General features: G+C 33.3%; 9 protein-coding genes. 8 read left to right on the forward strand and 1 reads right to left on the reverse strand.

The window, feature by feature from the left end; genetic code table 11:
• The first annotated feature begins 121 nt into the window (after nucleotides 1-121).
• The 8 genes from Q4Q39_RS02515 (at nucleotide 122) to Q4Q39_RS02550 (ending at nucleotide 13,315) form a co-directional block, all read left to right on the forward strand.
• On the forward strand, nucleotides 122-1,195 hold the full coding sequence (locus tag Q4Q39_RS02515; protein ID WP_303280788.1) for a LacI family DNA-binding transcriptional regulator: 1,074 nt from the start codon (nucleotides 122-124) through the stop codon (nucleotides 1,193-1,195).
• A gap of 131 nt (nucleotides 1,196-1,326) precedes the next feature.
• Nucleotides 1,327-2,688, forward strand: a complete 1,362-nt coding sequence (locus Q4Q39_RS02520; protein WP_303280789.1) for an MFS transporter — start codon at nucleotides 1,327-1,329, stop codon at nucleotides 2,686-2,688.
• Nucleotides 2,689-2,692: 4 nt separating this feature from the next.
• A complete protein-coding gene (gene pgmB, locus Q4Q39_RS02525) occupies nucleotides 2,693-3,346 on the forward strand; it encodes a beta-phosphoglucomutase (protein ID WP_303280790.1) in 654 nt (217 codons plus the stop codon).
• A 178-nt stretch (nucleotides 3,347-3,524) separates the two neighbouring features.
• On the forward strand, nucleotides 3,525-5,831 hold the full coding sequence (locus Q4Q39_RS02530; protein ID WP_303280791.1) for a glycoside hydrolase family 65 protein: 2,307 nt from the start codon (nucleotides 3,525-3,527) through the stop codon (nucleotides 5,829-5,831).
• Between the two features lie 18 nt (nucleotides 5,832-5,849).
• A complete protein-coding gene (locus tag Q4Q39_RS02535) occupies nucleotides 5,850-7,796 on the forward strand; it encodes a glycoside hydrolase family 13 protein (RefSeq protein ID WP_303280792.1) in 1,947 nt (648 codons plus the stop codon).
• A complete protein-coding gene (locus tag Q4Q39_RS02540; RefSeq protein WP_303280793.1) occupies nucleotides 7,797-10,187 on the forward strand; it encodes a glycoside hydrolase family 31 protein in 2,391 nt (796 codons plus the stop codon).
• Between the two features lie 5 nt (nucleotides 10,188-10,192).
• Nucleotides 10,193-11,653, forward strand: a complete 1,461-nt coding sequence (locus Q4Q39_RS02545) for an alpha-amylase family glycosyl hydrolase (RefSeq protein WP_303280794.1) — start codon at nucleotides 10,193-10,195, stop codon at nucleotides 11,651-11,653.
• Complete coding sequence (locus Q4Q39_RS02550; RefSeq protein WP_303280795.1) at nucleotides 11,654-13,315, forward strand: alpha-amylase family glycosyl hydrolase; 1,662 nt, start codon at nucleotides 11,654-11,656, stop codon at nucleotides 13,313-13,315.
• A gap of 178 nt (nucleotides 13,316-13,493) precedes the next feature.
• Here Q4Q39_RS02550 and Q4Q39_RS02555 read toward each other — a convergent pair whose 3' ends face one another.
• The gene (locus Q4Q39_RS02555) at nucleotides 13,494-14,222 is read right to left on the reverse strand and encodes a head GIN domain-containing protein (RefSeq protein WP_303280796.1); all 729 of its coding nucleotides are present in this window, start codon (nucleotides 14,220-14,222) and stop codon (nucleotides 13,494-13,496) included.
• Nucleotides 14,223-14,226: the final 4 nt, after the last annotated feature.

Below are 14,226 nucleotides of genomic sequence, written 5' to 3' on the forward strand. Positions count from 1 at the left end.
GACAACTTTTTATTAATTAATGAATTTTGGTGCGACTTTTTTTAATTTTTACATTAAAATCATTATATTACTTTTGTAAATAGACAACTAAAAATTGTTTTTTTATTGAATTGAAAATATCATGAAAAGGAAAATTACATTAAAACAAATTGCTAGAGAATTAGATGTCTCAATTTCTACAGTTTCTAAAGCACTTAGTAACAGTAAAGAAATTAGTGAAGACACTACTAAAAAAATTCAGGCATTTGCCAAACTATATAATTACAAACCTAATAATATTGCACTTAGTTTAAAGAACAGAAAAACAAAAACCATAGGTATTTTAATTCCAGAAATTGTTCATCACTTTTTTTCAACAGTGATTCGAGGTATTGAATTAATAGCGAATAGGCGTGGATATAATGTTATTGTTGGATTATCTAATGAATCTTTTACTAAAGAGATTATAAATATGGAAATGCTCGCTAATGGTAGTATTGACGGATTTATTCTTTCTATTTCTAAAGAAACTTTACTTAAGCAGGATTATCATCACTTTAATGCCACGATAAACCAAGGAATGCCTATTGTTATGTTTGATAGAGTGGTAAGTGAGGTGGATTGTGATAAGGTGATTGTTGATGATTTTAATGGCGCAGTTAAAGCAGTAAAAAAACTAGTTGATAATGGCTGTAAAAATATAGCACTCATCACCACAATGGATTACGTGAGTGTCGGTAGACTAAGAACTCAGGGGTATTTGGAAGCGTTAGGTACGAGTGGAATAGATGCAAATTCTAATCTCATATTAAAGATTGATGATAGTTTGGATGTAGAAAATCACCTGGATGATCTGGAAAATGAAATCGCCCAATTCTTTAAAATAAATGAAAATATTGATGGCGTTTTTGCTGTAAATGAGCTGTATGCGGTCACAGCTATGAAAGTAGCAAGAAAGCTTGGATTGAATATTCCCAATGATGTACAGGTTATTGGTTTTACAGATGGCGTATTGTCAAAACATGCCACTCCTAGTTTAACAACTGTGAGTCAACATGGTCAAAAAATGGGAGAACAAGCAGCAAATTTATTGATAGATAGATTAGAGGCCATAGACGCTGAAAGTGACCAGTATTTCACGAATGACGAGAGAAAATCTGATTTTATAAAAGTGGTTATTGAGACTGAAATTATTGAAAGAGAATCAACTAAATAATTTTTTTATTAGGAAAAAATAAAATCTTTCCTATCTTTGTTGCGAAATCAAAACTTATATTTTCACTTCTCACAATAAGTTTTGATAAGTATTTCGCTTATCAAATAGTATTAATTTAAACATACTATTTAATGGAAAAGCGTAGATTAAGTTTCTGGCAAATCTGGAATATGAGTTTTGGGTTTCTGGGAATCCAAATGGGTTTTGCCCTTCAAAATGCTAACGCAAGTAGGATACTTCAAATTTTCGGAGCCGACGTACATCAATTATCTTGGTTTTGGATTATAGCACCTTTAATGGGCTTAATTGTACAACCAATAATTGGACATTATAGTGATAAAACGTGGGGGATGTTTGGAAGACGTAAACCCTATTTTTTGGCTGGAGCCATTATGGCATCTATAGGTTTGGTGCTTATGCCTCAAGCTGACATCTTCATTGCATTTTTACCAGCATTATGGGTTGGGGCAGGTATGCTCATGATTATGGATGCATCTTTCAATGTTGCTATGGAACCTTTTCGTGCATTAGTTGGAGATAACCTTAGAACCGATCAGCGTACATTAGGTTTTAGTGTGCAAACTGCTCTTATAGGTTTTGGTGCTGTAATTGGTTCCTGGTTACCTTATGCTTTAAATAATTGGTTTGGTATATCTAATGAAACGGCTGGAGGCGCAGTCCCTTTAAACTTAATCTTATCGTTTATTATCGGAGCTATTATTTTAATAGGTTCAATCTTGGTAACGGTAATTACAACAAAAGAATACCCTCCTGAAGAATTAGCAAGTTTTGAAGATGAAAAAACGCATTCTGAAACTATAGTTAAAGATGGAAAAGAAGATACATCTAGTTTATTAGATATTTTTACTGACTTTAAAAAAATGCCTACAACGATGCGTCAACTAAGCTGGGTACAATTCTTTTCCTGGTTTGGGTTATTTGGACTCTGGGTATTTGCTACACCAGCCATAGCGCAGCATACATACGGATTATTGTATACAGACAGTAGTAGCCCCGCGTATCAGAATGCTGGGGACTGGGTAGGTATATTGTTTGGGGTATATAATTTAGTTTCTGCATTATACGCATTTACTTTACCGTACATAGCAAAGAAAATAGGTAGAAAGAAAACACATGCAGCATCGCTTGTTATTGGTGGCTTAGGTTTACTGTCCATTTATATCATGCCAGATGAAAATTGGCTCATTATTTCAATGATAGGTGTTGGAATTGCATGGGCTAGTATTTTGGCAATGCCATATGCCATATTAGCGGGTTCTATTTCTCCTAAGAAGATGGGGGTATACATGGGAATTTTCAATTTCTTTATTGTAGTTCCACAAATAATCAATGCTTTAATAGGCGGTCCTTTAGTTAAGTATGCTTATAACAATCATGCCATTTTCGCTCTTTTGATGAGTGGCGTAAGTTTTTTAATAGCAGCAGCATTAGTTTTCAAAGTGAAAGATGTTGATGACGTAATACAATCATAATTTAATGAATAATATAGGAGTTATATTCGACCTTGACGGGGTTATAGTTGATACTGCAAAATATCATTTTCTGGCTTGGAAAAACCTTGCAGATCATTTACATATAGAATTTACAGAAACGCATAACGAATTGCTTAAAGGCGTAAGTCGTGTGCGTTCATTAGAAATACTATTAAACATTGGACATGTAACATTATCAGAAGAAAGAAAGAGAGAGATCTTAATAAGTAAAAATGAAGATTATCTGGGATATATCAAAAAAATGAATGCTGATGAAATTCTTCCAGGTGTTAATAATCTTTTGAATGATTTAGATAGTAAAGGTATTAAGTATGTACTAGGGTCTGCCAGTAAAAATGCCCCCCTTATTTTAAAACAAGTCGGGTTATTGCAACGATTTGAAGGGATCGTTGATGGTAATAGTGTATCAAAAGCGAAACCAGATCCTGAAGTATTTTTAATTGGGGCGAAAAAACTGAATTTAAAACCAGAAAACTGTATTGTTTTCGAAGACGCTATAGCTGGTATTGAAGCGGCAAATAAGGCAAAGATGATATCGGTTGGTGTTGGAGATGAAGAAACACTTAATGAAGCCGATTTCAATTTTAACAATTTAACTGAGATACCACAAGATTTTTTCTCTAAGGTTATTTCATAAAAAAAATAATAAAACAGAAAAGAGACAACAGATTTCGAAAGAAAGCAACCTTTTAGAAAAGAGGTTGCCATTTATTCTCTTAAAAAGTAAATTAATAAATAAGAAATAGAAATAATTAGATGGTTAAGCCTAACAGCAAAGCGGTCTATATATCTATTCTCTTTTATCTTAATAAAAAATGAATCAAGATTATATAAAACCAGACAATTGGTCGATCATAGAAGAAGGGTTTGATGCAAATCGTGTAGAGTCTTCAGAAAGTTTATTTAGTATTGGAAACGGCGCTATGGGACAACGTGCCAATTTTGAAGAACATTATTCAGGACCTACATTTCAAGGGAGTTACATTGCTGGGGTTTATTATCCCGATAAAACAAGAGTTGGCTGGTGGAAAAACGGTTATCCAGAATATTTTGCTAAAGTTTTGAATGCGCCGAACTGGATAGGAACCAATGTATCTGTAAATGGAGAGCAACTCGATTTATTTACTTGTAAAAAGGTAAATAATTTTAAAAGAGAGCTTAATATGCAAGAAGGATGGCTGTCCAGAAGTTTTACGGCCATACTAAGAAACGATATTGCGATTAAAGTTGAAACAAAGCGTTTTTTAAGTTTAGATTCTGATGAATTAGGAGCCATTCAATACAACGTAACACCTATAAATAATGATGCAGAAATTGTTTTTCAACCATACTTGGACAGCGGAATAACCAATAAGGATACCAATTGGGATGATAAATTTTGGGATACTATAAAAGTTAGTCACGAAAATCATCAAGCATTTATTCAGGCAAAAACTATGAAAACAGATTTTTATACCTGTACATTCATGGAGTCTAATGTGTTTATTAATGGTAAATCGGTATTAATAGAACCAAATATAAAAGCAGATGCTACTTACGCTTCTTTTAGCTACCAATATCAGGTTAAGCAAGGAGAAACTTATACAATACATAAATATGGAGGGTATACAGTTGATAGAGATTATGATAAGTCACAATTAGTACCAATGGCAAAAAAAGTACTAAAAGAAGCTGTAAAAGTCGGATTTGAAAAGCTATTAGAAAAACAAAAACGAGCTTGGTCAGCAATTTGGGAACGGGCAGATATTACCATACAAGGTGATGTTAAAGCGCAACAAGGCATTCGTTTCAATATTTTTCAATTAAATCAAACTTATTTAGGCAAAGACTCTAGGCTAAATATAGGCCCCAAAGGTTTTACCGGTGAAAAATATGGAGGGAGTACTTATTGGGATACAGAAGCTTATTGTATTCCTTTCTATATGGCCACAAAAGATGAAAAAGTGGCCAAAAGCCTTTTGGAATATAGGTACAATCATTTAGGAAAAGCGATTGAAAATGCTGAGAAATTAGGTTTTAAAAATGGCGCCGCACTATTTCCTATGGTAACCATGAATGGTGAAGAATGCCATAATGAATGGGAAATTACATTTGAGGAAATTCATCGTAATGGAGCCATTTCATTTGCCATATATAATTACTATCGCTATACAGGAGACTACAGCTATATAAAGGATAAAGGCTTAGAAGTTTTAATAGGAATAGCCCGCTTTTGGCAACAACGTGCTGCGTTTTCAAAAGACAAAAATAAATATGTCATTCTGGGAGTTACAGGGCCAAATGAATATGAAAATAATGTTAATAACAATTGGTACACTAATTATTTAGCACAATGGTGTATTAATTATGCCTTGGAAAATATTAATAAAATAGAAACAGATTTTCCTGAAGATTTTAAGAGAATTATGGATAAGGTTAAATTGTTTGAAACGGAATTAAAAACGTGGAAAGCAGTTGCAGATAATATGTATTTTCCATATTCAGAAACCCATCAAGTATATTTACAACAAGACGGATTCTTGGATAAAGAATTAGTGACTGTTACAGATTTAGAAACATCACATAGGCCTATAAATCAAAAATGGTCTTGGGACAGAATTTTACGTTCTCCATACATAAAACAAGCTGATGTTTTACAAGGGTTCTATTTCTTCGAAGATGAATTTTCAAATGAAGACCTAGAGCGTCATTTCGATTTTTACGAACCATTTACAGTTCATGAAAGTTCATTGTCGCCTTGCGTACATAGTATCCAAGCAGCCAAATTAGATAGAATGGAACAGGCATATACGTTTTATTTACGGACGTCTCGTTTAGATTTAGACGATTACAATCATGAAGTACATGAAGGTTTACACATTACTTCCATGGCAGGTACTTGGATGAGTATTGTAGAAGGTTTTGGAGGTATGCGTGTTAAATATAATACACTTTCATTTACTCCAAAAATACCTAAACAATGGAAAGCGTATTCATTTAAAGTAAATTTTAGAAACCATATTGTAAAAGTAAATGTATGTCAAAACAAAACAGATTTTGAACTGGAAGGAGAAACTGCGTTACAAATTTTAGTTAATGATGAATTAGTAACTATTGAACCAAATAGCTTGGTGACAGTTTAATTTAAAAAGCAGAAGAAAATGAAAACTTCAATTAAATTAATAGTTCTAAGCCTTTTATATATTGGTATTTCTTGTAAGCAAAAAAACACAGGGGATTCTAAGGTTAGCTCAGTAGATGAATCTATGGAAGAGGTACATGATATAGAACGTGTTGAACCTCCAAACTGGTGGATAGGATTTAAAAAACCCGAATTACAATTACTTGTTAAGCATCCTAATATATCTGCATCAATACCAGAAATTAATTATCATGGTATTACTATAAAGAAGGTGAACAAGGCGGATAGTCCGAACTATTTGTTTATTGATTTAAATATTTCTGAAACCGCAAAACCAGGAAAATTTAATATCACTTTTAAGTTTGAGGGTGCAGAAGATTTAGTTCAAACATATGAGCTAAAATCAAGAGAGAGACCAACAGAAGATTATGTTGGTTTTGATAGTTCTGATGCTATATATTTAATAACTCCTGATCGTTTTGCTAATGGAAATACAGAGAATGATACGTTCGAAAATTTAAATGAAAAAACAATTAATAGAAAAGATGATTATGCAAGGCATGGTGGAGATATAGCAGGTATAACAAGCCATTTAGATTATATTGAAGATTTAGGTTTTACAGCTATTTGGCCTTGCCCCTTACTAACCAACGATATGCATCGTGCCTCATATCATGGTTATGCCATCACCGATTTATATGAAATAGATCCACGTTTCGGGACACTTGATGACTATAAAAATTTGGCATCTAAAATGGCTGAAAAAGGCATGAAATTAATCATGGATCAGGTAGCAAATCATTGCGGTGTAGAACATTGGTGGATGAAGGATTTACCATTTAAAGACTGGGTTAACTACCAAGAAGTTTATGAAGCAAATAGGGGCTCTTGGACAAATAAAACAACTATCAGTTCTAATCATAAACGAACCACCAATCAGGATTTATATGCATCCAAAAAAGATAAAGAAGCTATGGGAAATGGTTGGTTTGTATCTGGAATGCCAGATTTAAATCAACGCAATCCATTTATGGCTCGATATATTATTCAGAATAGCATTTGGTGGATTGAAACTGTTGGATTAGGGGGGATAAGGCAAGATACCTATCCGTATCCAGATAAAGATTTTATGAGTGATTGGGCTGGAACTATTATGAATGAATATCCAAATTTTAGTATTGTAGGTGAAGAGTGGAGTTTTAACCCATTACTTATTGGGTATTGGCAAGATGGCGCTAATAATAAAGATGGTTACGATTCTAATTTAAAATCACCAATGGATTTTGCGATGCAAGGTTTAATTATTGAAGCTTTAAATGAAAATGAGTCCTGGGATAAAGGTTTGGTAAAAATATATGAAGGATTAGCCAACGATTTTCATTACGCAACACCAAAAGATCTTATGATTTTTCCTGATAACCATGATATGAGTCGTGTTTTTACGCAGCTAAAAGGCGATGTTATCAATACAAAAATAGCCTTAAGTTACCTACTTACATTACCTCGAATTCCACAATTATATTATGGTACAGAGATTTTAATGAATGATTTTGAAAAACCCGGAGATCATGGGGTAATAAGAACAGATTTTCCTGGTGGATGGGACGAGGATACCATGAATGCATTTACGGGTATTGGACTAGCAGAAGACCAAAAGGAGATGCAATTATATCTGAAAAAACTTTTGAATTTCAGAAAGTCCAGTAAAGCCATTCATGATGGAAAAACAATCCACTTTGCACCAGAAAAAGGTGTTTACGTGTTGTTCAGGATTCTGGAAGAAGAAACAGTAGTTCATATCATTAACAAAAACAATAAACCAATTGAATTGGATCTAAAGAGATTTGAGGAAGTCGGCTTAGTTGGGAAATCTATGAATAATGTTATTACAGGTGAAACAATTATCTGGAATGATACATTAGAGCTAAAAATGAAAGGAAGTGTTATTTTAACAACTAGATTATAAATGAACCACTCAAAGTTTGTAATACTACTATATTTAGTTTTAATTAAGACATCATTAGCACAAAATGAAGATCGGAAATTTGAACATGTTAAAGGAACAGACCAAGGTTTAGAGGTATTTGTGAGCGATGGAAAGTACGATATTCAATTTTATACAAATCACATTGTAGAAACAACCTTTATTCCAAAAGGGGAAGCGGTTAAAGGAACATCCCATGCGGTTATATTAAGGCCCCAAGAAATTAATATAGTTCCTGTAATTACAAACAATGAAAGTGTTTTTTATACAAATGGTCTTGAAGTTAAGATACAGCATCAACCCTTTCAGATATTCTATTCATATAAAGGCAATTCAGTCATTTCGGAAAAAGCAGGCTATATCAAAAATGATAGTTTAGAAACCATACAATTTAACCTTAAAAAAGATGAGGTTTTATATGGAGGTGGCGCGAGAGCTTTAGGGATGAACCGTAGAGGTAATCGTCTGCAACTTTATAATAAAGCGGATTATGGGTATGAAATACAAAGCGAGTTGATGAATTTCACTTTACCAATCGTTATGTCCTCGAACAAATATATGGTACATTTTGATAATGCACCCATTGGATTTTTAGACTTAGATAGTAAAAAAGACAACACACTTAATTACGAAACGGTTTCTGGACGTAAAACGTATCAGATTATCGTAGGAGACACTTGGTATGATATTATAAATAATTATACCAAACTTACAGGAAAACAACCCATGCTGCCTCGTTGGGCACTTGGTAATTTTTCTAGTAGATTCGGATATCATTCTCAGCAGGAAACCGAGGCGACTATTTCTAAGTTTAAAGACCATAGCGTTCCTGTAGATGCTATTATATTAGATTTGTATTGGTTTGGAAAAGAGATACAAGGTACCATGGGGAATCTTGAAGTATTTCGAGATTCATTCCCAGATTTTGAAGGGATGGTATCTCGGTTAAAAGGCCAGGGAGTCAAGGTTATTACTATTACAGAACCGTTTGTTTTAACCACCTCAAAACGTTGGGAGGAAGCTGTAAAAGAAGATGTTTTAGCGAAAGATTCCATAGGAAATCCATACACATATGATTTTTATTTTGGTAATACAGGATTAATAGATATCTATAAACCAAAAGCAGAACAGTGGTTTTGGAATATTTATAAAGGCTTAGCAAATATGGGAATTGCTGGTATTTGGGGTGATTTAGGAGAACCAGAAGTACATCCAGAAAATTTAATTCACGAAACAGGAACTGCGGATGAGGTTCATAATATTTATGGTCATGATTGGGCACGATTAATTCACGAAGGCTATGCACGTGATTTTCCTAATAAACGTCCGTTTATTTTAATGCGTGCGGGTTATTCCGGCTCACAACGTTATGGGCTTGTACCATGGTCTGGGGATGTTAACAGAACTTGGGGCGGACTGCAAAGCCAACCTGAGATCGCTTTACAAATGGGTATGCAAGGATTAGGATATATGCATAGTGATTTGGGCGGTTTCGCTGGTGCAAATCTAGATGATGAATTATATGTACGTTGGTTACAATATGGTGTTTTTCAACCTATTTACAGGCCTCACGCTCAAGAAGAAGTCCCAAGCGAGCCTGTTTTTAGAAGTCATAAAGCTTTGGCTTTAGCCAAAGAAGCTATCGAATTACGTTATAAACTATTACCTTATAATTATAATCTGGTTTATCAAAACAACCAAAAAGGAATACCTTTAATGCGTCCTTTGTTTTTCGAAGAAAGTGACAATATAGCATTATATGATTATGCCGAAACGTATCTTTGGGGACAAGATTTTTTAGTATCTCCAATACTTGAAGCTAATCGACAAGAGCAATTAGTTTATTTTCCTAAAGTATCTAATTGGTTTGATTTTTATACCGATAAAAAAATAAAAGGCGGACAAACAGTAAGTGTTAAGACTAACAAACATTCAATACCAACATTTGTTAGAGCTGGTGCTTTTATCACTATGGCAAAACCGATGCAAAGTACAGAGCTGTATGATGCCAATAGTTTGGAAACCCATTATTATCATGATACTTCCGTTAAGAGAAGTAAACGATACATCTATAATGATGATGGTAAGACAGCTAATGCTTTTGAAAAAGAATGTTATGAATTATTAGAGCTTAAAGCAGAACAAAAGAAGGCTTATTTGAAAATCGAATTTAAAGCGGAAACAGGAACTAAATACGAAACCTCAATTAAGCAAATTGAGTTAATAATTCATAATATAGAAGAGGCTCCAAAACGAATTAAAGTCAATGGTAAAAAAGCACTTGGAAATTGGAGCGTTGATACTAAAATACTGTCTATCCCGGTCATTTGGAATACTTCAGAAGAAAAAGAAATAAAGATTAAATTAAAATAATAAAAATGAAAAAATCGATCATATGTTTAATAGTTGTCTTTGTTGTTTATGCATGTAAAAACGAAAAAACGACAGAATCAAAATCAAATACTGAGGCATCAACAACAGAAATAGTAAACGAATCACAGGAAATAGAGCCGTTGGTTGAAATAAAACCAATAACTAACGATATTTTAGAAACTGCTATTATTTATGAAGCTAATATTCGTCAGTACTCCCCAGAAGGTACTTTTAAAGCATTCACTAAGGATATTCCAGAGCTAAAACAATTAGGGGTAAAAGTTATTTGGCTCATGCCAGTGTTTCCTATTTCTGAAACCAAGAGAAAGGCGACAGGAGGTGAATTTGCTAATTTAATTAAAGATGAAGCAGAACGCGCTAAGATGTTAGGGAGTTATTATGCCGTTACCGATTTTGCAAAAATTAACCCAGAGTTTGGCACTATTAATGATTTTAGAGCCTTGGTAAACGAAGCACATAAAAATGGTATTTATGTGATTTTAGATTGGGTGCCTAATCATACCGGTTGGGATCATATATGGCTAAAAAATAATCCAGACTATTACACACAAAATGATCAAGGAGAGATTGTACATCCAGAAGAAACAGATTGGACGGATGTTGCCGATTTAAATTATGATAATAAAGAGATGCGTAAGGAGATGATAGCCGATATGAGTTATTGGATTACAGAAGAAGGCGTTGATGGGTTTAGATGTGATGTAGCTGGTTCGGTACCAACAGATTTTTGGAAGGAAGCCATACCACAATTGCGTGCAAAAAAAGATATTTTTATGCTAGCAGAAGCTTGGGAACCAGAACTCTTAAAAGCTGATTTATTTGATATGGCTTATGGTTGGGATGGACATCATTTATTAAATGATATGGCAAAAGAAGAGAAGTCTTTAATAGACTGGGATAAATATGCAACAAAGGTTGTGGCAGATTATGAAAAAGATGATATTCTTATGAATTTTGTTACTAACCATGATGAAAATTCGTGGAATGGTACTATACAAGAGCGTATGGGTGATGCTTCAGAGCTTATGACAGTATTTAGTTATATGATTCCAGGAATGCCATTAATTTATTCTGGGCAAGAATATAATTTAAACCATCGCTTGAAATTTTTTGAAAAAGATTCCATTCCAAAAACCAAAGGCAGTATGTGGGATGTTTTAAAAAAGCTAGGAACACTTAAAAGTACAAATGCAGCCTTAAATGGAGGTAAGGAAAGTGCTTCATACCTTATTTTTGAAACAAATAATAAGCATGTTTTAAAATATACCAGAAGTAAAAATGGTGAAAAAATAACCTTTATAGGAAACTTTTCTAGTAAGCCACAAGCTTTTAAAATGACTACAACTGGCACTTTTTTAGATTATATGGCGAATAAAGAAATTCTTTTTAACAATGAAACTGTTACATTGGAACCTTGGGCTTATAAAATTCTAACTGATTTATAGATGAAGTATTTTTTATTAATAATATGCTGCTTTGTTGCTCTTAATTCATGCAATACACGTACAAATGATACAGTTACAACTAGTAAAGAAATACCATTTGCATGGGAGGCTGCAAATCTTTATTTTTTACTAACAGACCGCTTTTACAATGGAGACACCTCTAACGATATCAATTTTAATAGAACAGAGACATCGGGGAAATTACGTGGCTTTAAAGGAGGAGATATAAAAGGTATTACTCAAAAAATAGTATCTGGTTATTTTACTGATTTAGGAATCAATGCTATTTGGCTAACGCCTATAGTTGAACAAATTCACGGAGGAACGGATGAAGGTACTGGACTAAGCTATGGCTTTCATGGATATTGGGCTAAAGATTGGACAGCATTAGACCCAAATTTTGGAACCAAAGAAGATTTGCTTGAATTAGTTAATACAGCACATAAAAAAGGTATTAGAATTATTTTAGATGCAGTCATAAATCATACAGGCCCAGTTACAGATAAAGACCCTGCTTGGTCTGATGATTGGGTTAGAATAGAGCCTAAATGTGACCATAAAACATACGATTCTACCATTACTTGTACACTTGTTGAAAATCTTCCTGATATAAAAACAGAAACTAATGAATCTGTTAATTTGCCAGTTCAACTTATAGAAAAATGGAAAAAAGAAGGGCGTTATGAACAAGAAATTGCCGAATTAAATGATTTTTTTAATAGAACGGGATACCCTAGGGCACCCAGGTTTTACATTATAAAATGGTTAACCGATTATATTACCGAATTCGGAATTGATGGTTACCGCTGCGATACTGTAAAACATACAGAAGAATTTGTATGGCAAGAGTTTAAAACTGAGTGTGATTATGCTTTTGAAAAATGGAAAAAAGACAATCCTAAAAAAGTATTAGATGACAACAATTTTTATTTAGTAGGAGAAATTTATAATTACGGAATAAGCACAGGGCAATATTTTGATTTTGGAGACAAAAAAGTTAATTATTTTGATAAAGCATTTCAAAGTTTAATCAATTTTCAATTTAAATGGCATGCTGCCCAGCAAGACTATGAAAGCCTTTTTAGTAGTTATTCAAATTATTTAACTACAGATTTAAAAGGTTATGGTACGTTAAACTATGTCTCATCACACGACGATAGCAAACCTTACGATGCATCACGCGAAAAACCTTTTATGGCAGCAACAAGACTATTGCTTTCACCAGGAACTTCTCAGGTTTACTATGGAGATGAATCGGCACGTTCTTTAGTTATTGAAGGTACAGAAGGCGATGCTACTTTGCGTTCTTTTATGAATTGGGATGCTATTAAAAATGACCCTAAAACTAAAAAAGTATTGTTACATTGGCAGAAACTAGGGCAATTTAGAGCAAATCACCCAGCAGTAGGTGCAGGAACTCATCAAATGATCACCCAAGAACCTTATTTGTTTTATAGAAGTTTTTCAAAAGACAATTATAAAGATCTTGTTGTTATAGGATTAGATTTACCTAAAGGAAAAAAAGCACTTGATGTATCAAAAATATTTAAAAATAATGAGAAGATTTTTGATGCATATTCTCAACAGAATGTTGTAGTTAAAAATGGAAAAGTGATTATTGATTCCGAATTTAGCATTGTTTTGTTAGAAAGAAGCAACTAACTATTTATCTGTAAAATTTCAGAAAAGAAAAGAGGGATAAAAAGATAGATTAAAATTGAATGTCCGGTTGAGCGCAGTCGAAACCTTCATGTTTAATGAGGTGTTTTAGTTCTCGACTGCGCTCGAACGGACAAAAATGGCACTTTATAATACTCTTTTGGTTGGCGATTAAGTCAATTTATCGTTTTCTTACACTACCAGAAGAACTATCACTTGCATCAACTTTTTCTGGGTTTCCATAATACTTTATGTCACCACCACTCGTTGCTTTTGCTGTAAGTTCTTTTGATGTGTTTACTGTAATATCTGCACCACTTGTTGCTTTTACGTGACTAGATTCAGCAATTAAGTCTGCAGCTTTAATATCACTGCCACTAGTGGCTTCTGCAATAAGTTTTGTTGTTTTTCCAGATAATCGTAAATCACTACCACTAGTAGATTTACAATTTAATACAGAGGTATCTACTTCAAGTTTCATATCGCTACCACTTGTTGTTTTAAGTTCTAAATTTTCAGTAGTTATAACATTTGTTGCATATACATCACTTCCGCTAGTAGATATAATACTTGAAATATCTTTAAAGCTTACTTTAATTTTTTTTGACGTAGCCCTACCTATATTTTCTCTAGTATGTATTTTTAATGTGCCATCTATTACTTCTACTATAATAATACCTTGTAGATTTTCATCAGCTTCAACGAAGATACTTTCGTCATTGCTTTGTGTTAAATAGACATCTAAACCTTCAGTGGCTTTAATCGTTGAAAATGCTTCATTGATTGTTCTTTCTTCAGTTATTACCTTTCCATTTCCACTAACTCCGGGATTAAAATTCATATCGAAGTTGCATGAAAAAAGCATTAAACTTAAAATGGTCGCTAGAATAAACTTAATTAATGTTGTCATAATT

This window comes from Flavivirga amylovorans (assembly GCF_030540875.1).
Taxonomy (GTDB): domain Bacteria; phylum Bacteroidota; class Bacteroidia; order Flavobacteriales; family Flavobacteriaceae; genus Flavivirga; species Flavivirga amylovorans.